16 protein-coding genes and 1 tRNA gene are annotated in these 20,127 nt (G+C 62.2%); 5 read left to right on the top strand and 12 right to left on the bottom strand.

The window, feature by feature from the left end:
- The first annotated feature begins 123 nt into the window (after positions 1-123).
- Positions 124-321, top strand: a complete 198-nt coding sequence (locus tag PX52LOC_RS42620; protein WP_246173755.1) for a hypothetical protein — start codon at positions 124-126, stop codon at positions 319-321.
- Between the two features lie 147 nt (positions 322-468).
- Here PX52LOC_RS42620 and PX52LOC_RS18425 read toward each other — a convergent pair whose 3' ends face one another.
- From PX52LOC_RS18425 to PX52LOC_RS18410, 5 genes are all read right to left on the bottom strand, one after another.
- On the bottom strand, positions 469-801 hold the full coding sequence (locus tag PX52LOC_RS18425) for a hypothetical protein (protein WP_149111476.1): 333 nt from the start codon (positions 799-801) through the stop codon (positions 469-471).
- 140 nt (positions 802-941) lie between these two features.
- Positions 942-1,112: a hypothetical protein gene (locus tag PX52LOC_RS40675; protein ID WP_168219083.1), complete on the bottom strand. Its 171-nt coding sequence runs from the start codon at positions 1,110-1,112 to the stop codon at positions 942-944.
- A 102-nt stretch (positions 1,113-1,214) separates the two neighbouring features.
- A complete protein-coding gene (locus PX52LOC_RS18420; protein WP_149111475.1) occupies positions 1,215-1,922 on the bottom strand; it encodes a hypothetical protein in 708 nt (235 codons plus the stop codon).
- Positions 1,923-2,222: 300 nt separating this feature from the next.
- Positions 2,223-2,894: a VPLPA-CTERM sorting domain-containing protein gene (locus PX52LOC_RS18415; protein ID WP_168219082.1), complete on the bottom strand. Its 672-nt coding sequence runs from the start codon at positions 2,892-2,894 to the stop codon at positions 2,223-2,225.
- 101 nt (positions 2,895-2,995) lie between these two features.
- Positions 2,996-11,224 (bottom strand): cadherin domain-containing protein, encoded by an 8,229-nt coding sequence (locus tag PX52LOC_RS18410; RefSeq protein WP_168219081.1) that lies wholly within the window; start codon positions 11,222-11,224, stop codon positions 2,996-2,998.
- Positions 11,225-12,008: 784 nt separating this feature from the next.
- Between PX52LOC_RS18410 and PX52LOC_RS40670 the strand changes: the two genes are divergently transcribed.
- Entirely contained in the window at positions 12,009-12,293 is a 285-nt protein-coding gene (locus PX52LOC_RS40670) for a response regulator transcription factor (RefSeq protein WP_168219080.1), read from the top strand.
- A 165-nt stretch (positions 12,294-12,458) separates the two neighbouring features.
- Here the strand turns inward: PX52LOC_RS40670 and PX52LOC_RS18400 are convergent, their stop codons facing one another.
- From PX52LOC_RS18400 to PX52LOC_RS18390, 3 genes are all read right to left on the bottom strand, one after another.
- A complete protein-coding gene (locus PX52LOC_RS18400; protein ID WP_149111471.1) occupies positions 12,459-13,139 on the bottom strand; it encodes a DDE-type integrase/transposase/recombinase in 681 nt (226 codons plus the stop codon).
- 25 nt (positions 13,140-13,164) lie between these two features.
- Entirely contained in the window at positions 13,165-13,590 is a 426-nt protein-coding gene (locus tag PX52LOC_RS18395) for a helix-turn-helix domain-containing protein (RefSeq protein ID WP_149111470.1), read from the bottom strand.
- Positions 13,591-13,758: 168 nt separating this feature from the next.
- Complete coding sequence (locus tag PX52LOC_RS18390) at positions 13,759-14,322, bottom strand: hypothetical protein (protein WP_149111469.1); 564 nt, start codon at positions 14,320-14,322, stop codon at positions 13,759-13,761.
- A 525-nt stretch (positions 14,323-14,847) separates the two neighbouring features.
- Here PX52LOC_RS18390 and PX52LOC_RS18385 point away from each other — a divergent pair.
- From PX52LOC_RS18385 to PX52LOC_RS18375, 3 genes are all read left to right on the top strand, one after another.
- Positions 14,848-14,944, top strand: a tRNA-OTHER gene (locus tag PX52LOC_RS18385).
- A gap of 83 nt (positions 14,945-15,027) precedes the next feature.
- On the top strand, positions 15,028-16,437 hold the full coding sequence (locus PX52LOC_RS18380; protein ID WP_149111468.1) for a reverse transcriptase domain-containing protein: 1,410 nt from the start codon (positions 15,028-15,030) through the stop codon (positions 16,435-16,437).
- A gap of 272 nt (positions 16,438-16,709) precedes the next feature.
- Complete coding sequence (locus tag PX52LOC_RS18375) at positions 16,710-17,042, top strand: hypothetical protein (protein WP_149111467.1); 333 nt, start codon at positions 16,710-16,712, stop codon at positions 17,040-17,042.
- A gap of 27 nt (positions 17,043-17,069) precedes the next feature.
- On the opposite strand, the gene PX52LOC_RS18370 is transcribed toward PX52LOC_RS18375, so the two are convergent.
- The 4 genes from PX52LOC_RS18370 to PX52LOC_RS18355 form a co-directional block, all read right to left on the bottom strand.
- The gene (locus PX52LOC_RS18370) at positions 17,070-17,519 is read right to left on the bottom strand and encodes a hypothetical protein (protein ID WP_149111466.1); all 450 of its coding nucleotides are present in this window, start codon (positions 17,517-17,519) and stop codon (positions 17,070-17,072) included.
- 50 nt (positions 17,520-17,569) lie between these two features.
- Positions 17,570-17,971 (bottom strand): hypothetical protein, encoded by a 402-nt coding sequence (locus PX52LOC_RS18365; RefSeq protein WP_149111465.1) that lies wholly within the window; start codon positions 17,969-17,971, stop codon positions 17,570-17,572.
- On the bottom strand, positions 17,955-18,710 hold the full coding sequence (locus PX52LOC_RS18360; RefSeq protein WP_149111464.1) for a conjugative transfer relaxase/helicase family protein: 756 nt from the start codon (positions 18,708-18,710) through the stop codon (positions 17,955-17,957). The genes PX52LOC_RS18365 and PX52LOC_RS18360 overlap by 17 nt, the downstream gene beginning before the upstream one ends.
- Positions 18,711-18,853: 143 nt before the next feature.
- Positions 18,854-20,083 carry a tetratricopeptide repeat protein gene (locus PX52LOC_RS18355; protein WP_168219079.1) on the bottom strand — a complete coding sequence of 410 codons (1,230 nt, stop codon included), beginning with the start codon at positions 20,081-20,083 and terminating at the stop codon, positions 18,854-18,856.
- Positions 20,084-20,127: the final 44 nt, after the last annotated feature.

The following is a 20,127-nucleotide window of genomic DNA, read 5'->3' as shown; positions in this document are numbered from 1 at the left end:
CGACGAAGGCTGAAACGCCCACGGCCGCGGTCACGGCCGGGTTCGACGGTTTCAGACCGCGCGTGGAAGAGGGCGCAGGGAGGTCGGCTCGGGGGCGCCTGCCTGCCGCATGTCGAGAAAGTTATGTCTGCCACCTTCCCACCCGTCCGCCTTGGTGATGGTGAGGAACCCCGTAACTGGCACCAGTCGGGCTGTGGGCGGTTCGAACAGCGCCTGACGGAACCCGACCAGTTAGTCCGGGTCGGTGCCCGCTTCCTCGTCGGTGAACGACAGGTCGTCGTGGTCGTCGGCATCCGGGCCGCCGAGTTCGCCGGGCCGTGATCGAGGCTTCAGTAACACCTAAAGAAAAGCGACCCCGATCGGCCCGCCACCCGGCGGGCCGACCCTCCCTGGTTGAGGAGTTGAGGTCGCGGTTCGGCAAAGGGCATCACGCCCACAATCTCACCCAGCCGGTCGGCCTGGGCGGCATCACTTCGTCACGTCGAGGATGCCGAGGACGGCCAGGCGGGCGATCACGGACGCGGCCAGTAGGTAGCCGCCGAGCACCACCTTGCGGCCGGCCGGGACGGCCAGGTTAGCCACGGCCACGGCCCACACGAGGCTGCCGAGGGCGAATCCCGCCGGGTTCGGGACGAACCCGGTGACGGCGTTGACGACGACGGCCGCGCCGACGAGGTTCGCGTAGTCGGGGGTGGCGGCGGGCGGGTGGCCGCCGACGGAACCCTGGTACAGGGCGACGGCCGCGAACCAGCACGCGGCGGCCAGCAGCAGAAACACGGCGAAGGCAACCAGGTAGGCCACGGGGCACCTCGGTCGAAGGAGAATGGGGGAATGGCCGGCGTTGATGGGTGCCCCGACCGGGTGCTCTTGACGTCGCTCCCGCGCGGGCTGGGACCGGCCGGGGCGACGTCAAGAGCACACGATTGGGGCACCGTTCGGCGTCAGGCGAGGGCGATGCTGACGCGGCGGGCGTTCCGCTTGACCCAGGCGCCGGCCTGGACGGCGACGGCCGCGCACGCCCCGCCGACGCCGCTGAGGGCGGCCGCGGCCGTGTGCGGCAGGGCGTAGCTCGTCACCGCCACGGCCACGCTCACCCCGAGCGCGATGACCACCTCCTTCCCCGTATTGCGTCAAAAAGAAACCACCCCCGGTCGAACAGGTTCGACCGGGGGCAAACTGTAGTGCCTAACGATGTCGGCCTTCTGACGATCCAATCACCTCCTTTTGGGGCGACCGGATGCCGAGTTCAGGTGGAACGATTCGGTTGTGACAGTCTCTTCCGTCGCCCGCGGCCGTCCGGCACCGTCAGTCCACGGTCTTCGTGCCAGCCGCGGATGAGGGCCGTTATCCCACGCCAGCGTGACGAGGTCGAGGAACCGCTCCGAGCGGATGGCCTCTCGGACTCGTTGGTATTCGGCGGGCGAAATAACGACCGACCGCTTCCCGGCCTTCGGTTTGGCGTAATCGCAGACGGACGAATGCGGCGTCCGGCCACTTCGCTCGGCCCACCGCATAAGCCGTTGCACGGCCTGCCAGACGCCCCGTGCCGTGCCCCGGGCCCAGTCGGGGTGGACGGCGACCCACTGTTCGACGTGGAGCGGCTTGAGGTGGGAGGCCGGGAAGGTTTCGCCGAGGTGGCGGACGAAGGGCGTGAGTTTCTCTTGGTACCAGCCGCGGGTGCGCGGGGAGCGGTCTTTGAACGCGACCCGCAGGAACTCCGCAGTGAGTTGTCCGAGGGTAAAAGGCCGAGGCTCGCCGGGGACGACGAACCGTTCGGCCTTCTTATGGGCCTTGAGCAACTCGGCACAGTGGGCGAGTGCTTCGGCGTAGTCGTCCGAAAGACGGTGCTGCTTCGCGCCGATTTGGACGTACCAGGCCTTGTGGGACTTCTTGAAATACGGAGCGGGCTGACGGCGGGACATGGAAGAAACCTCCTCAGGAAACCCGTTTAAAGCACGGCCGGGCCTGAAAAGGTTCGCGTCGCTGACCCTCCTCGGTGCTGGTAACACCGGGGAGGGTTATTTCTCGATCTCGGACAGGATATCTCGGACAGACTCCGGCGAATCGCCGTAAGTCCAGTACACCCAAGAGGAGTCGAACCTCTAACCTTCGGTTCCGTAGTCGAGTGCTCTTGAAACCCTCAACTCGACAGATTCGGCTGAAATCCGAGGCAATCTGGTACGTTTCACGTCGTTCGGTGGAAGGCCGCGATGTGGCATACTTTATCGTCGTTTAGTGGCGATTCCAGTGGATTGTGTACCTGATACAGAATTATCTTTGTCAGCGAGACGAGCCGTCTGTAACCGCGGGCAGTCGGCGGTAAACCGCCGGCGTAACACGGCAAGTCCGCAGGTGCCCGTTAGGAGTATCAAGAATGAGGCCGGTTCCGGCGTGACAACCGCTTGGCTTGCACCGTTAATGGTCAAATTCCCATTTGAGGTCGTGAAGGTGACGGAGCCAGATGTGTTGTCGTCGAAAAAATTCGTCACTTGCGGGTCGATGGTCAAGCTGAACACGCCTGGGGTGGCGTTGTTCGAAACGTCGTAAAACACACGGCCGAGCGTAAAGGTGCTTGGCGAACTGACTGTTACGTCGGGAATGGCAACATCGCTCCAACTGATGGCCGTAAGGGTTGCGGTCGATTCGTTGACCGGAATGATCCCCAAACTGCTCCCGGTGAAAATATACCCCGGGCTAGAATCGGTCACGGTCACGAACGCCACGCCCGAATCCGCCGACACCGAGACCCGAACGCTGAATAAGAACAAGGAATAACTGTCGGTTGGCGGCGAGTCGTTGTGGGTCAATACGACGTCGAAGAAGTTGCCGACCGAGTCCGCGTTCGCCGTCGTATCTTGAATCGAGACCTGGAAGGCGGCCTCGGCCGACGGCATCAAGGGGGGAGTCAAAAAAGCAAGCACAAGTATACACCAGCGCATCGCGTGAGTTCCTAGTTGTGAGTTCGCCCGGGGTCTCTCTTCGAGCAAATAGAAAGTTAGAGACTTCGACCGATGCGATTCCGGACCAAGTTAAAATCATCCATGTCCACGTCGCCGTCGCCATCCACGTCGGCGAAGGCGTTGTACGCGGTTCCAATGACCTTGTAGACGAGTGCCGCATCGGTGGCGTTGACGACTCCGTTGTCGTCGAAGTCGCCTTGTAGAACCTTGAGCGTCCGCGTGTACTGCGTGCCGTCGGTGACGCCGTTGCCGGCGATCGGCTCTTGCCCCGAGACCGACACGATCGCGTTGCCCCCCGCGGCGGACAGAATCAGTGGGGAATTTACGGTCGTCAGGCCGTTGAGGAACGTCCACCGGATCGTGTTCGTGCCGCTCCCGGTTACGCCCGAGATTATTACGGGCGTGATCGAATAGGGAAGGCTTAGGCTAGCCGCTTGGGCGGTCACCGGGGCGCTGAACGTCACCTCGATCGCGGTGATCGACCACGGCAACACCTTCCGGGTCGTCGTGAGGAGGTCGATCGACCGGCCGTTGCCGTAGTAGCCCCGGATGCCGGTCACCGTCGGCCCCGGCAGGTTGACGACCGAAACGGTGAACACGCGGGTGAAAGACACGCCGGCCGCGTCCGTCACCCGCACGCGGATGGCGTAATTCGACTTGACCTCGAAATCGAACGCGGCCGCGGTCTTGAGTTGGTTGCCGTCGATCGTGAATGAGCCGTTGTCCGTGGAACCGTCGCCGGCGACGAGGGCGTAGGTGAACGCCTCGTTCGCGTCCGGGTCCACGCCGGCGAGGGTGCCGACGACCGTGCCGGCGGGCCGGTTCTCGGGGATGCTGGTAGCCGACAGCGTCACGTCCGTCGGCGGGCGGTTGTAGTAGAAATTGGCCAGGCTGCCGAGGTCCGCCCGGCTGAGGAACGCGCCGGCTTGGCCGCCGAAGCCGTTAGGCAGGACGAGGGCGTTGGCGGCGGCAACGGCGGCGTCCCGGTCGGCGGCGACGATCGTGAAGGTCGCCAGCTTGATCGTCTGACCGGGCAGAATGGTCAGCACGTAGGTCCACTCGATGTTGTCACCGATCACATCTTCGGACGTGGGCCGGATGCCGCTCGGGCCGTGGATGTAGTGGATGGTGGCCAACCCGCCCTTGCCGTCGTCGGTGCCGTACCAACTGCCGTCGGGGGCGACGGCGAAGACCGTAGTCGAGGCGTCGGAGGCCAAATTGCCGACGACGTGGACGGTTAAGGTGATCGGGAAGGATGAGAGACTGTTCGTATAACTGTCCACGGTACGCGTGAAGTCTTGGCCGCCGGTGGATGGCACAGTGATCTGTCGCGAAACCGTCACTCCGGCAACATTTTGTTTGCCCGTCACTAAGGTTTGCCCGCTATCAGTCATACTCGACAGATCGACAGGTGCGTAACTAATGCCATTAAGTTGGAGTCGATTCAACCCGTTAAAGGCGTTCGTCGAGACTTGTGCAATTTGGCCGGCACCGGCCCCACTATTTACAAGACTAAAGATATAACCACCGGGACTTTGGAGCGAAGTAATCGGCGTAGATGGCTGGACACTGATTAGAGCGTAAAAATCGTTGTCAAAGTATCCGTTCGTGTACGTATCCGTTAAAAGAAGGTCCAATCTGCCGTCACGGTTAATGTTAACGGTAGTCAAGGCGGTAGCAGTATTCTGATAAGTTATTTGTGAAAAAAAAGTGTCCGTCAAGGGTACTGTTTGGCCCACATTAAATGTACCGTCGCCGTTACCTGTCAGTACGGTGAGCGCGTAGGCCGAAGTGGTCTTCGACGTATAAAATACTGCTACGTCCGATTTACCATCTCCATTAAAGTCGCCCAAGGCAACATGATATATAATAAGCGCGTCGTTTAGATTTACGATTGTCGGCGAAAATGTACCGAGCGCGTTACGATAAATTAAAAATTCTACAAAATTATTTTGACTGTAGGGGTAACCGGCGTTCGAAAGTACGAAGTCGGGAATCCCATCGCCATTGAAGTCGGTGCTCAACAGTGGGCCGTCAGTAGAATATGCATATCCCTGTAATGCGTTAAATGTTGTCTCGCCAGCTATGAGGCCATCTCCAGTTCCGTACAAGACCTCGATCGACCCCAGGCCCGGGTGGAAATCTATGAGATCGAGTTTGCCATCTCGGTTGTAATCAACTAAAGATATTCGTGTAAAATGGTCGCCAACTGAATGGGTTAGTTCGTGGACGAAGTGATTCTGTCCGGCGTTGATCCACGTATTTATTACAGAATAATTGCTACTGTCAAAGCCTGTGAAGGCTAAATCTAAAAGTCCGTCATTGTTCAAGTCGCCGACTGCTAAGGAGTATACATAGCCGAGACCGGGAAGTGGCGTCTCTGTCGTGCCAGAAAAAGAACCCGTTCCAGTACCATGGAAGATTAATATTCCGTTGCCGTCGAACACCCCAAGATCAATCTTGCCGTCTCCATCGAAGTCGCCGACAGCAAGATTATTAGAATTATAGTAGCCTGTATCGAATATTACCACGTGTGCCAAATCGCCGAAATTGTTCATCGAAACACAAAGACTAATCAGATATCCGGAAGGGGTGTTCAAATTAGAGCTGACTAGCGAAACAACATCATCGTAGCCGTCGTTATTCAAATCGACGGCGATTGAATAGGTCGGGTGCCCAACAAAACCTGATGGCGGAACTGGCTGTGTTCCCTTGAAGTTTGTGGCCGCCGTAGCCGTTACCACGAAGTCGTACACAAAATCACTTCCCGGGTCACCTGTACGAGCGCCGTCGAGGGCGTTACCGGCCGCGTCTGTGATGGCATCCTTGACCGTCAGCCGGTAAACGTCTCCTGACAGTGGCGTTGTCGGCAAATAGATTTGTGCAAGACTCGTGGTAGGGCCTGTGCTCGGCGGGTACGAATACGGACCCACGGGCACAACGATGTCATCAGCCGTTCCCAGTAAGCCATCGGCTCCGGCACGACGGAGTTCGTAGTTCGACGTGCTGCTTGCCCCCAACACCGGCTTACTAAAGCTGATGTTGAAAAACGCCGTTCTCGGCGGTACGATCCCGTTGGGCGGAATGAAGTTCACGAGAGTGAAATCGGCCGTCGGCCCGGTCACGTTTGTCACTATGACGGTCATATTCTGGCTGTCTCTCAACGAGCCGTCCGAAGCTTGGACGCTCACTTCGTACACATTGTCGTGGTTGGCGTCGGCCGGGTGCTCAAAGTCCGGCGCGGTTCGGAACGCCAGCAGGCCGGTCGTCGCGTCGATCGCGAACTGGGCCGCGTCCGCCCCGCCGACGATGGCGAACAGCACTTCCCCCCCCGCGTCGGGGTCGGTCGCGGTAACGGTCCCCACGGCCGTCTTGTTCTCGGGCAGGGTGAAGGTGTTGCCGCTCGTGATCCGCGGCGGTTCGTTCACGTCCGTCACGCGGACGGCGAGGGCTTGCGTTGTGCTCAGGCTTCCGGCCATCGCTTTCACGACCACGTCGTACCGGTTGTCGTGGTCGGCGTCGGTCGGGTGCTCGAAGTCGGGCGGCGTCCGGAACTGCAATACGCCGGTTGTCGGATCGAGGGTGAACAGGCTCGCGTCTGACCCGCCGGTGATGGAGAACGTCACGGCCGGGTGGCCGGCGTCGGCGTCGGTCGCAGTGATAGTCGTCACGGCGGCCGTGTTCTCGGGCACGGACAGGGTGGCCGTGGGGCCGCCGCCGTTGCTCGTGATGACCGGGGCGACGTCCACGACGTTCGTCACGCCTACGGAGAGGAATTGGTCGTCGGTGTAAGTGCCGTCGGAGACTTGGACGAACACCTCGTAGACGTGGTCGCCGTTCGCGTCCGTCGGACTTTCAAAGTCCGGGGCTGTCGCGAAGGCGAGCGTGCCGAAGATAGGGTCGATCGTGAACCGGGCGGCGTCGTTGCCGCCGGTGATCGAATACCGGAGTTGCGGGTTGGAGTCGGCATCGGTCGCGACGACGGTCGTGACGCCCGTCGTGTTTTCTGGCACCGCCACGGTCGCCGTGCCGCCGCCGTTGCTGATGATGACGGGCGGGTTGTCGTTCTCGTCGATCACGGTGACGGTCAAGGCCTGGGTAGTCGTGTTTTGCCCGTCCGAAACCTGGACCGTGACGTGGTAGATGTTGTCGCCGTTCGCGTCGGCCGGCCGTTCGTGGTCCGGCGGCGAGACGAACGACAGGACGCCGGTCGTTCCGTCTAGTTGAAACTGGGCCGCGTCCTCGCCGCCGGTGATGGCATACGTCAGGGTCGGGTCGTCCTCGTCCGTAGCCTCGATCGTAGCGACGAAGGCCTGATTTTCCGGCGGCGTGAACTGAGAAGGCGTGTCGATCACGGGCGGCTCGTTCACGTCGTAAACGTTCGCGTACACGTACTCGGAGTCCGTGAACCGGCCGTCGCTGACGGTGACTAACACCTGGTAGTTGTTATCCCCGTCGGCGTCGGCCGGCCGTTCAAAATTGGGCGGTGTGCGGAACGTCACCACGCCGGTCACCGGGTTGATGGCGAACAAGTCCTGGTCGGCACCGCCGGTGATGGAGTACGTCAGCACTGAATTCACGTCGGCGTCGGTGGCCGAGATGGTGGTCACGACCGTCGAGTTCTCAGGCACGTCGACTACCACGTAGTCGTCGCCGCTGCCGTCGTCGTAGATGACCGGCGGGTTGTCGTTCACGTCCGCGACGGACACCAGGATCGTCTCTGCGTCGGTGAGTTGGCCGTCCGACGCCTGGACGACCACTTCGTAAACGTTGTCGTGGTCGCCGTCGGCCGGGTTCTCGAAGTCGGGGGCGTTGACAAACGACAGCACGCCCGTCGTCGGGTTGATCGAGAAAAAGTTGGCATCGACGCCGCCGATGACGGAGTAGGCCACCACGGTTCCGAGGTCTTCGTCGTCGGCGTGGACGGTCGTCACGCGCGTTTCGTTCTCGTTGACGGAGACGTTCGCCGAGTCGCCGCCGCCGTCCGACGTGATGACCGGGGCGTCGTTGAGGTCCGTGACGGTGATGGTAATTCGCTGGAGGAACGAGTAGCTGCCGGCGGGGTCCGTGGCCTGGACGGTAATCGTGTAGCTCGGCCGGGCTTCGTAGTTCAGGACGGCGGCCGTGCTCAGTTGGCTTCCGTTGATTTTGAACGCCCGGTTGTCGGCCGTGGCCTGGGTCAAGTTGTACAGGAAGGGGTCACCCGAGTTCTGGCCGGCGATCGACAAGTTTCCGACGATCGTGCCGGCGGGCTGATTCTCGGGCACGGTGGAGTTGCTCAGGTTGACGCTCGCGGTAACGGCGGTCGCCGCGGCGGCGAGGCCGGAACTGCCGTTGGTGTCCACGCGGGTCGCGATGGCCGTGATCGACCCGCCGACGGCCAGCGGCATCGACAAGGTCGTTGCGATGTGGACGACGCCGGCCGCGTCGGCGGTGTAAGTGAACGTCTCCCGGTACGCCGACGCCCCGCCGGCCGCGTCGACGGTGTAGTAATCAACCTTGTAGGACGTGTTGGCCACGCCCTGGAGACTGCCGAAGACGTTGGTCGGGCTGCCCGCGAAGACGAGCGAGAGGTTCGGCGGCGAGGGGTCGTTCGTCGCGTTCACGACGTTATTCTGGCCGCCGTTGCCCGTGACGCGGTTGAAGCGAATCGTATTTCCCGAGCCGGCGGAAGCGTTGAGGTAGATGCCGCGGAGGTTGTTCGCAATCGCGTTCCCGAGGGCCGTGTTCGTATCGGTCGTGGCACCGCCGAGGACGTTGTTTGTGGCGCCGGTGTCGACGACGACCCCATTGCCGCCGTCGCCGAGAGTCCGCCCGCTCGCGTCGGTCCCGATGAAGTTGCCGGCGATCGTGTTGGCCGTCGTGCCGGCCCCCGTGATGCGAACGCCGTCGCCCGTGTTGCCGCCGATGACGTTCCCGGCACCATTTGCCGCGCCCCCGACCGCATTATCGTGCGCCCCTGAGCTAATGAGGACACCCGCCCCGCCGTTGGGCCGCGCCGCGGTGCCGTTCGTGGACAGACCGATCAGGTTGCCCTGGACGGTCGTGGCCGAGGCACCGCTCAGGATGTAGACCCCGGCCCCGGTGTTGCCGCCGATGACGTTGCCGGCTCCCTGCCCCGGAGTCGTCGCCACCCCGCCGATGATCGTGCCGGTCGTGCCTGCATCGCTCACCACGACGCCCGCGAAGCCGTTCGGTAACGCCACCCCGTCGGTCCCCAGGCCGATGACGTTGCCCTGGACCTTGGTGTTCGTGGCCGAATGACCCAATTGCACCCCGTAGGCGGCATTTCCACTGAGGACGTTGCCCTGGCCGGCGACCGATCCGCCCACCTTCGTGCCGGCCGAGCCGATGACCAGCACGGCGTCCCCAACGTTCGGCACGGCCTTGGTGCCGGTCTTGTCGGTGCCGATGTAGTTGCCGGTGATGGTCGTGTTGTCCGTGCCCGTGCCGCTGATGTAGATGGCGTCGCCGTCGACCCCGCTGATGACGTTGCCGGTGCCGTCGAGGAAACTCCCGCCGATGGTGTTGCCCGCCGCCCCGTCGGAGATTCGCACGTTGTTCGAGACGTTGGGAACGGCATCCGTGCCGTTGGCGTTCAAGCCGATGTAGTTGCCGGCCACGACATTGCCGGTCGTCCCCGCGTCGGTTAACGTCACCCCATTGAACGCGTTCCCGGAGATGACGTTCCGCTTCGCGCCCGCCCCGCCGATGGCGTTCTGGGCCGCCCCGCCGCTGAGGTACACGCCGGAGCCGTTGGCGACCGATTTTGTACCCGCGGCGTTCAGGCCGATGTAATTCCCGTACACCGCATTGCCGCTGGCACCGGTGAGGTAGAACTGAACTCCTGTGCCCACGTTCCCCGAGATGACGTTCCGCTCGTCGTCGTCGGCCGTGCCGTTGCCGTCCGTGCCGATGCGGTTCCCGTTGGCCCCCTGCACGACGAACACCCCGGTCTGGCCGTTCGGGACGGCGTCCGTGCCGGCGGCGTTCAGGCCCACGTAGTTGCCGGCCACAACGTTGCCGGTCGTCCCCGCGTCGGACAGTTGAACGCCGTGGATGACGTTCCCCGAGATGACATTTCGCTCGAGTTGATCGGATTTCGTGTCCCCGTTCGTCCCGATGCGATTGTCGTGAGTGCTCGCGAAGAGGTTGATCCCGAACTGGTTGTTCGCGATGGCCTGAGTGCCGGCGGCGTTCAGCCCAATGTAGTCGCCGGCGATCACGTTGCCGGCCGTGGCCGCGTCAAAGACCGCGATGCCCGAGAACAGCTTCGACCCGGAGATGACGTTCCGCTCCAATTTGTCACTCGTCCCGTCGCCGTTCGTGCCGACGTAGTTGAACGAGGCCCCCGCGTGGATCGAAACCCCGTCGTACCCGTTCCCGACCCCGGCCGTGCCCGTGGCGTTGAGGCCGATCAGATTGGCGGCGACCCGATTGGCATTGGTGTTAGGATTAAACAGCCGCACGCCGGATCCGGTGTTCCCCGAAATGACGTTCCCTTCGCCGGCGTCGTTCGCGCTCCCGTCGCCGTTCGTGCCGACGAAATTGCTGCTCGCCCCGTCCCCGACCGAGACGCCGTCGCCGCCATTCCCGATGGCGGAAGTGCCGGCCGGGTTCAGGCCAATGTAGTTGCCCGCGACCCGGTTGCCCGTGGTGCCGGCCCCGTCGATGAACACGCCGTTCATGGCGTTCCCCGAGATGACGTTCCGCTCGGCGAGGTCGGCGTTGTTGTCGCCGTTCGTGCCGATGACGTTGTTCTTCGCCCCGCTCTCGACGCTGACGCCGTGAAACCCGTTCGCGGCCGCCGCCCCGGCGGGGGTCAAGCCGAGGTAACTCCCGACGACCGCGTTGCCCGCCGCCGCGGTCCCGGTCAAAAGCACTCCGTCGTGGGCAAACCGGTCGATGGACAACCCGCGCACCGTGCTCGTCCCGGCCGTAACCATCAGGCCGTTGCTCGTCGTGCCGGCAGAGGCCCCACTGAGTTCGATCAGGGGGGTGCCCGCATAGCCGGGCTGAGTCGTGCCGTCGATCGTCACGGGACCGGTGATCGTCGGCAGGGCCGTAATCGGTGCGATCGTTTTGATCCCGGTACCGATGTTGAAATTGATCGTGTCCGTACCCGGATTCGTGTTCGCGGAGAGGATTGCTTGGCGGAAGGATCCCGTGCCGCTATCGGCCGTGTTCGTTACGAGGTAGACGGTGGGTAGACACCGATCCTCGAGGGCTTCCAGATAGGTTCTCAACTCGAAAAGTTTACCCACCGGGACCGGCCGTGCTACAGTTTGGGGGGAAACTGCCGCACGGGCACTCTTGAGCCAACGGGACACACTCATTTTTCGCCGTCATCCAAGTAAGTTGAGGGGACGAAGGGGTCGGAACTCGGCCCGAAGATTCCGAGTTATCGTTGCAATTCAGTCGATCGTTTTCTATCCCCCTAATGAGGGGGAGCGTGAGCCGTGAACGGCTAGGGACGATTTCCGTCTGCGGGCCGGAGCGGCTGATTGCCAATTGGAGCGGGTGATGAGTAAATCGGGTCAGTTGCGGTTGTCCGATGTCCGCGCCGTGTTTCGCCTCGTCGGCGATTGTCGCGACCTCGGCCCGGACCGTACCCAATGGAATCAACTGCTCGCAGAAGGGGCTAGCCGCCTATTCAATTGTTTTATGACCAACAGCTTTGTGGCTCGATACCACCCCGTCAAGCGGATAGAAGATAGCGTAATCCTGTGGGACCATTGGGCCGACACTTCGGCCCGGCAATGGTTCTTCAGATACATTCACAACACCGGCGTAGTCTTCCTTCCGAGCGTTATCCGGTTCGTCGAACCGCCAGATCGGATTCGTGTCGCGAGGCGAGATGACTTGTTTACGAGTACGCAATGGCGGGGGTCGCAGGAGCGGAACGACCCACGGAGAACTTGCCATCAAGATGAATTCATTTACACGGCCATCCCGCTGCCGAGTCGGCCCGGCCACTTTTTCGGCATGAGTCTGAACCGTGGAATTAACCAACCCGCGTTCCGACCGCGAGAACGGAATCAGGTACAGTTGCTCCACGAAGAAATCGCCGCGCTCTTCGATACTCGCCTGCACTTGTCCGACGATCCGATCTGGCAGGGGCTGACGCCGCGATTACGGGACGTGCTGATGGCCCTGCGCTCCGGGGACTCCGAGAAGCAAATCGCACTGCGACTCGGCCTGAGTCGGCACACCGTCCACGAATACGTCGGGGCGCTGTACCGCCGCTTCGGCGTCTCTTCTCGCCCGGAACTCATGAAAGTGTGCCAGTTGACCATCGTACCGGCAACGCCGTCCAAGCCGACGAGTACGTAACGGGCGAACGAGCCGCCACGAATATCGAGACAGCCCATTCTTGTTAACGGAATTCAACTGCTGTGGCGTATCCGAACGATGTCTCAAAGGCAGACGGAGAGTTCGTGCTCCCGCGCCTGGCGTTGATGACGGAAGACGCCTCGCGGCGCGAGCAGCGAGACGTGTTCAACGTCGTCCGGTCGGGGTACCCGGGCAAATGCTCCCGAGCGGGGGATGGCGGTCGGCATGGTCTAGACCATCGCCCACGATCTCCGCGTCATCCTTCGACTCGTGTCGGAGCGGGAGTCGCGCCTGAGGGTCGCCGTCCACATATTCCGACGGCGGCAGGAAGCGGATGCGGTTCAAGTCGATGCCGAACCGGTCGATCGGCTTCATGCCGAGGGCGTCGTGCTCGGTGGCGTTGTACTCGCCCTCGACCCACGCGGTGAACTGGCGGTTGAGGGCGGCGAGCGACGACAGGTCCAGCGTCCGGTTGAGGAACTGGTCGCGGACGCGGCGGAAGAACCGCTCGATCTTGCCCTTGGCGGCGGCATCGCGGACGGCCGTGTGCCGGAGCAGGCAGCCGACGCGGGCACAGACGAGGGTGATCTCCTGACTGCAATAGGTGGAGCCGTTGTCGACGAGGAGTTGCTCGGGCACGCCCCGCTTGTAGAAGGCGGCCCGGACGGCCCGGACCAGCGTGTCGACGTTCTCCTCGAAGAAGAACTCGCCGTGGCACAGGACGCGGCTGGCGTCGTCGAGGAAGGCGATGAGCCGGGCCGGCTTGCGTGATCCGGGTGACAGTCCGGTGTCGCAGAACGGCCCGAAGAGGGTGTCGGCCTGCCACAGTTGGTTGGCGTACTTCATGCTGAACGCCAGGCGTTTCTTGTCGTCATCGCTTGCGGGCGTGAGCAGCTTGTATTCGCGGACGAAGCGGTAGAAGGTGGTCGGGGCGAGGCGGGTCGCGGTCGAGCAGGCCCTGCTCGACGCAGAAGCGATAGATCGCCCCCTTGTTGAGCCGCTTGCCGTGGAAGTGCGGCCGGGCGGCGTTGACGGCTTCGAGCAACTCCTCCGGCGTGACCTTGCGAGTCTCGCCCTTGTCGCGGCGGGGTTGCGGCGTGACGCCGGTGATGCCGTGGTTCTTGTACCGGTAGAACCAGGTCTGAATCGTCCGCCAGGTGAACTGCCGCGGGTGCCCGTCCTCGTCGACGAAGGTCATGGCGGCGACGGCGTGGACGCGCTCGTGGCGGGTCCGCCCGGCGGCGGTGTCGACCGCCCCGAGGACGCGCATCTTCAGGTAGACCGACGGCTGCTTCATCCGAACCTCCGGAGTTCGTGGGCGGATTCAGGTGAATGGTGATTGAAGCCGATCCGGAGGAGTTGCACGAGGACGGCTTGCGTTGTCGGTGGGATTTCCGGGATGTCCTGCCGCGAAGGGGTCCGCGGTTCGCGAAGAATTCGGTGACACCGCGGCGTCCGTTGTGATTCACAGGACGAAGGACCGGGTCGCCGACTGGAAGGCGGCGAGCGGGTCGGCGGCGTGCGGGAAGGTGGCGGCGAGGTGGGCGAGCGTGTGGGCGAGGTCGGGACGACGGCCGGGGGCGGGTGGCCCGCCCGGCGGCGGCCCGCGGCTCAGGAGGGCCGTGCGGAGGCGGCTTTGGGCGAGGTCGAACCGTCGCCAGACGCGGCGCCACGACCGCGGGCTACGGTACTCCGGGGCGGCGCGGATGGCCGGGGCCAAGCCGCCGCGGACGGCCCGTCGGACGAAGGCCCCGAGGGTGCCCGTGGTGAGACTGGACCGTCGGATTTTGGTGGCGATCCAGACGCTGGTGGTGCGGCCGCACCCGGGCCGCCGGTGGCGGTTGCTGCAAAAGACGCGACGGGCGCGAAGCGTCGTGCGTCGGGGGCGGCTGTCATCGTAGCCGTGCAGGGAGCCGTGCCGATTGAGAGTACCGACGGCCCGGCAGTGGGGGCACGGCGTGCGCTTGAGTCGGTCGACGACGGCGGCCCACTCCGCGTCGTCCCGGTAGAACCAGCGTTCGTCGCTCATGCCCCGAGGTCTCGGTGGTGAGCCGGCGAGTGTACGCGGGCCGAAGTCGGGCGGGGTCGAGCGGGGTTCGAGAAACCTTCCGCGGCCGAAGAACCGAGGCCGGACATCGAGACGAAGCGGCACAACCGGACCCGCGGCGTGCCGAAATCCGACCGCCATCGCGATCGGGCCTTCGGACGCTAATTCGGCAAAACGCGACCCAAACTGCGACCACAGCGTGGGAAAGGACACTTCCGTCGTTGTCGATCAGTCGCCGCGCGGCGACGTCGGCCACGGTTGATAACCCAGCGTAGGGCCAATCCCAATGGAAGTTGATCGGAGCCTTGACCGTCCCCTCGGCGAGGTGCCGGGGGACGGGAGCATGGGAGGATCGGGAGGCAAATCCCGGTTGATCTCATAACGGCGTCACGAGTGGCGTTCGCCCGAAGCGATCAATGCCAGGATTGCCCGGCGGACCGGATCGGGCAGGTTCGGCCATGTGGCGATGACCCTTTCCAGATCCTCGTCACTACTGCGCCCCGCACTGCGCCCGTTTTCAGAACCCGGTGTTTCCGAGGCGTTATCGACACCCTCCGTCGGTCTTCGGAACCGAGGGTTGGGGGTTCGAATCCCTCCGGGTGTACTAGGGTTTTTGAGAGTCGCCGGGTAGAATGGTACAGAATCGTGATACACAATCCGGGGCCGCGACTCCCCCGAGGTTGAAAAATGGCCCGAACCGCGCATCCGTGGTACTGGGACGAGCGAAACGGCTGGTACGTTAACAAGAACGGCCAGCGACACTTTTTGGGCGACCACCCGCCCGACGCCCCCGAGCCCCGCAAGATCAAGGGCAAGTGGAACCCGCCGGAAATCATCCGGCAGCAGTTCCACGCCATCATGGCCTCCGCCGAGCCGCCGGTCGCTAAAAATTCCCCAACAATTTCGTCGGGCTTGTCCCTGGCGGTGCTGTTCGACAAGTACCTCGAATGGTGCCTCCGCCATCGGGAAAAGAGGACTTACGACGGGTACGTCTGGCACCTCCAGCGGTTCTGCAAGCACCTCAAAATCGCAACGACTCTGCCCGCCCTCGACCTCAAGCCGTTCCACGTCAACGAGTGGCTCGACGCCAACCCGACGTGGGGTCAGACCTACCGCCGCAACGCCATCGCCTCGGTGAAGCGGGCGTTCGTCTGGGGGGAGGAGGAAGGGCACATCGCCAGCAACCCACTCCGAAAATTAAAAAAGCCGATGGCGAAGCGGCGCGAGCACTTCATCAAGCCCGAGGACTGGGAACGCATCCGCTCGTGCTACCCCGCCGGTGACCCGTTCCGCCAGTTCCTGGAATTCTGCTGGGAGACCGGCGCCAGGCCGTTCGAAGCCCGCACCATCGAGGCGCGACACGTCCACCTGGATAAGCGACTCATCGCCATCCCGCCCGCGGAGGCGAAGGGGCGGAAGAAGTGGCGGATCATCCGGCTGGAGGGACGGGCGTTGGAAATCGTCGGCGCATGTCCGCGCAGTGGTCTGCTCTTTGTTAACCGCGACGGGCGACGGTGGACGGTTTCCGCAATCAACTGCCGTTTCATCCGCCTCAAGGGGCGGCTCGGCGTGAAGCACTTCGCCTACGCATTTCGTCATTCGTTCGCAAATCGGTTGCTGATCGCCGGGGTATGCACCTTCAGATACTGTTTGGCCCAGGGCTTCGTGACATCTCCAATTCTGGCGGACAGGTTATTCATGCATGTCGACGAGAAAATTGCAAAACTCAGCCGATCAAACAGCCTCACTTATACACGTTACGTGGACGACATCACCATCTCCGGTCCGTTTGATTTACAAACGAGTGGCATTCCCAGCGTTGTCGAGAAGCTACTGGAGGCGGCCGGCTTCAAGATCAATAAGTCGAAAGTCAAGTTTGGACAGATCAATCGCAAGGCAGTGATTCTTGGGATTCGCCAAAACAAGGGATACCCCGATGTTTCCACGGATTTTTTTGCGGAGACTGAGCGGCGCATGCGAGACTTGATCTCCTTGGGGCAGAACTTGAGTTTTGAGGGTCCATTCTACACCCGTTCGGAAATTGCCGGACGGCTCAGGTATATTTTTTGGGTTAACCCACGTCGAAAAAAATGCTGATGCCCCTTTGGCGAAGACTCCGGTGGGCTCAGATCGAGAAGATGGCCCAAGAGCGATCGATCGCTGTATCTTGAGACCATCTTCGAACTCGCCAAGACTCACGGGTTGACGGCCCCGACACGCAAGCCGGCAACTACAGACCGCCCTTTCATCCCTGGCAACCGGTACTATCCCGTCCATCGTCCTTTTACTTCGTAGGAAATCAGGAGCCTGCCTCCTTGATGTTCCCACACGCGATGTAATCTTCCCGTTCCACTTTTCGGAGGATGCTTATGGCTCGGTACTTCTACAAAGATCCGATTGCCGCCGCGTGGATGGCCAAGCACTTCCGCATGAAGCTTCTGGCGGGGAAGTTCACGCTCCAGGCCGAGAGCGTCGATACGTTCCTGCGGTTGCTCGCCGAGGGGATGGAAATCGACACGATCGTCGTTCAGAAGGAAAGCATTCCTCTGCTCGACCCGAAAGTCGGCGACATGGTGGAGGACGACGGGCGGGGGAAGCTTCGCATCTTGACGGAGCAGCACTTCCCGTACACGGCCAACCTCAAGCAGATCGTTCAGCGCAACGGGCGGGCGTTCATCTTCCCGAGCCAACTGAAAGACTGATTGCCCGCCAGCTCTGCTGAAGCTGGATCAGAGACCGATGTCCAGGTCGTGATGCTGCTCGGGGATGGGGTGATTGACCTCTTCCTTCTCGCCGCTCTGCAAATACTTCTTCACCGCCGCCACGACGATCCCTGCCGCCAGGTCGTGCATCGGCATCTGGCGTTTGCCCGCCTCGGCCTGAAACTGGGGAAGGTGCGAGACGAAGACTTGATGCAGCATGTCGGCAATGTAATCCCGCACGTGCCGCCAATCCGGGTTGAGGATAAACGAGGACGCGATGCCTTCTGTGGCCGACTTCTCCTGCGTGTAGACCTGAATCGTGTCGCCAATGACGAGCCCAGCCGCCTGCTCAAGGGTCAGGCCATCTTCCAGCACCCGCCGAAGCGTCTCCGCATCGGGCTCGGCGTAAAACCCTGACACTTGCGGGTAGATCAACTCGGCCAGTTCTTCGAAGTCGAACTCTTCCGGGTGAGGCATGAGCGGCTCCAGGTCGGATGGAGCATTCTACCCATCACCTCGCTCTCGATCTACGGCTTGATGACCTCCACTCGCACACTCGTCACCACCGGTCGCTCACTCATGCCTGGAAGCCGGTTTTTCACGCCGAAGTCTCGCTCCTCACCGCCCACCAAGCACTCAACGAACTCTCGCTTGTGCTGCGCCAGCATGGCCATCAGGCAGTCCTTTGCTGGGGCGAACAACTTCCTCCCCTCCAGAATGACCCGGTGGCCGCTGAACTCGACGACCAAGCAGTCTTTATCGACGTAGCAACGATACAAATGGGAATACTGGAACGTTTCCGGAACGCCGTTCTGGTCAATGAACGTTACGCCGAGGCAGGGCTTGTGTGTCGTGCGGTCTTCGCCGCCGTCCGTGGCCTTGGCCATCTGCCGGAGGTGGGGCGGGATGTCGTTATCGTTCGTAGGCATGATCGAGTTCCTTTCGGGTGTGAGTTAGTGATCTGACTTGCTCCCTGACCTTGCTGGCAATCTGGCGCACGCGGGTCATGAACAGGGAGCGGATGCGGACTGGGTTACCCGGCACAGCGGGCGTCACGGCGACCGATTCCGGCGGGAACAGGTCTTGGGCGTTCGCCTTCACCCGCTCCTTCGCCGCCACTTCGCGCAGCGCCTGGGCGTCGTCGGTGTACACGAACACGTCCGTCCGCCCGCGGGTCGCCGAGACGTAGAAGCTCTCCATGCTGGCCGCCGCGAAGCTGGACACCGGCATGTCCACCAGGACGCGGTCTACGGTACGACCCTGAGAACTATGTGATGTGGACGAATAGGCGTAAGCGATGTGCCCCACGTCGGCGGAAAGCTCCCAGCCGTTGCTCAGCTTGATCCGGCCTTCTTTGCCGAACCCGGTGACGGTGTAGACGGCTCCGTTGGTGAGCTTGTGGTTGCCGGTGGCATCTTTTGCCGACCCAGTGATCCGTATCGAATCACCGGCACCGAGGCAGATTGCGTCTTCACGATAAAGCCGATGTTTCCCTCCGAGTCGTGAGAGATCGTGTAAGTTGGCGGGTTCCACTGCAACGCGCTGTCCAGCTTTATGATGTCCAGCACTTCTTGTAAACTGGGCAACGAAGCCGAAGCATTTGATTGGGACGTGATGCGGAGCATGGAAGCCCGAGGCGAGAGATGTGGCAAAGGGATGCCAGATCATTCGGGCAGATCGAAGCGGAAGTCAAGGCAAGAGAGGGGAGGAAGAGGCAGAAGAATTGAAGTTATAGGTTAACAGCAGGCATCTCGCACTTCTTCAAAAGTGCTCGACCGTTTCGCGCGAAACGGCCGGCGGTCGCGGCCGCCTCAATGCTTGGGCGCCGGCATCCGTACCGGCTTCTTCTGCTCGTACAGTTTGATGAACTCACGTCCGCTCTCCCCGTGGTTCGCCGCGTAGGCCTTGTTCTCCAAAGCCGCCTTCTCGGACTCAATCGCCTTTTCGAACTCCCCACACTCGGCGTAAGCCACGCCAAGCCCGCTGTAGCAACTCGGATCGCGTTCCTTCGTCAACACGATCGCCTCTTTGGCCAACTCCACGGCCAGCTTACCATCCCGGTGGTCGGCGTTCGGGCAGGTAGCCAGGAACCAGGCGTAGTTGTGGAAGCACCGGAAATCCTTCGGCGAGTGCTTCACGGCTAACTTGTGGTCGGCCGCGGCCTTCGCGTATTCCCCAGTCGCAGCGAAAGCGAGCGCACGGTCGGTGTAGGCGACCCCGAACACGGGTTCGACCTTAACGGCTGCCGAGTAGTCCGCGATGGCCTTGGCGAAATCCTTGCGCTTGCCGTACAGGAGCCCGCGGTTGTAGTACGCCTGGGCGAACTCTGGGTCTAATCGGACTGCCTCGGTGTACGACTCAACGGCCTTGTCCGCCTCACCTTTGGCTGAGTAGATGTTGCCGAGGTTGAAGGGCACGCCGGCATCCTTCGGGTCGAGCCGCCCGACGGCCGTGAAGTCGGCGATGGCCTTATCGAACTCCTTCGTTTCGAAGTACGCGAACGCGCGGTTGTAGTACGCAGAGACGTACTTCGGTTCGAGGCGGATGGCCCGTGTGAAGTCGTCTATCGCCGGGATGTGCTGTCCGTCGTCGAGGTAGGCGTTTCCGCGGTTATAAGCAACGAACGCGGCCTTGGTGTGCCGCATGGCGGCGCTCAGGTCCTTGACGGCGGCCTCGTACTCACCCCTGAGACGCCGGGCGATTCCGCGGTTGCATTGCAACCAGACCATGTCCGGTTTCTGCTGCACCTGGGAGTTATAAAACCCGATGGAGTCGTTCGCAGTCATAACGCTTTGCTGCTTGACCCATCCCAATTGCTCGCCTGGAAACTCATTGGTCTTGACGTAGACCCAGTCTCCGTCCTGCTTCAACACCCCGGCAAACCCCAAGGACCACTTGCCGACCTCTTTCTCCCGCTTCTCGTCGTACACCGGCACGCCATTCGTGGTCGGGAAGACCCTCTCACCGACCAGCCTTGTTTGTGCGATCAACCGGCCAGGTAGTGAAGCCGCCAGTGCCAGGGCCAGGAGCGTAAATCGCATGACGGTCTCAGGAGTAATCGGAATCGAACGCAAGCTAGAACGGA

It is taken from the genome of Limnoglobus roseus (assembly GCF_008254045.1).
Taxonomy (GTDB): domain Bacteria; phylum Planctomycetota; class Planctomycetia; order Gemmatales; family Gemmataceae; genus Limnoglobus; species Limnoglobus roseus.
The sequence above is the reverse complement of the archived record's forward strand: the minus strand, read 5'-3'. Positions and strand labels throughout refer to the sequence as shown.

Coding starts and splice junctions, on each gene's coding strand:
- PX52LOC_RS18400 (WP_149111471.1), bottom strand. CDS start 13,139: ATGAAGTACGCCAACCAACTGTGGCAGGCCGACACCCTCTTCGGGCCG.
- PX52LOC_RS18355 (WP_168219079.1), bottom strand. CDS start 20,083: ATGCGATTTACGCTCCTGGCCCTGGCACTGGCGGCTTCACTACCTGGC.
- PX52LOC_RS18360 (WP_149111464.1), bottom strand. CDS start 18,710: ATGATCTGGCATCCCTTTGCCACATCTCTCGCCTCGGGCTTCCATGCT.
- PX52LOC_RS18390 (WP_149111469.1), bottom strand. CDS start 14,322: ATGAGCGACGAACGCTGGTTCTACCGGGACGACGCGGAGTGGGCCGCC.
- PX52LOC_RS18370 (WP_149111466.1), bottom strand. CDS start 17,519: ATGCCTCACCCGGAAGAGTTCGACTTCGAAGAACTGGCCGAGTTGATC.
- PX52LOC_RS18380 (WP_149111468.1), top strand. CDS start 15,028: ATGGCCCGAACCGCGCATCCGTGGTACTGGGACGAGCGAAACGGCTGG.
- PX52LOC_RS18415 (WP_168219082.1), bottom strand. CDS start 2,894: ATGCCGTCGGCCGAGGCCGCCTTCCAGGTCTCGATTCAAGATACGACG.
- PX52LOC_RS42620 (WP_246173755.1), top strand. CDS start 124: ATGTCTGCCACCTTCCCACCCGTCCGCCTTGGTGATGGTGAGGAACCC.
- PX52LOC_RS18365 (WP_149111465.1), bottom strand. CDS start 17,971: ATGCCTACGAACGATAACGACATCCCGCCCCACCTCCGGCAGATGGCC.
- PX52LOC_RS18420 (WP_149111475.1), bottom strand. CDS start 1,922: ATGTCCCGCCGTCAGCCCGCTCCGTATTTCAAGAAGTCCCACAAGGCC.
- PX52LOC_RS18375 (WP_149111467.1), top strand. CDS start 16,710: ATGGCTCGGTACTTCTACAAAGATCCGATTGCCGCCGCGTGGATGGCC.
- PX52LOC_RS18395 (WP_149111470.1), bottom strand. CDS start 13,590: ATGAAGCAGCCGTCGGTCTACCTGAAGATGCGCGTCCTCGGGGCGGTC.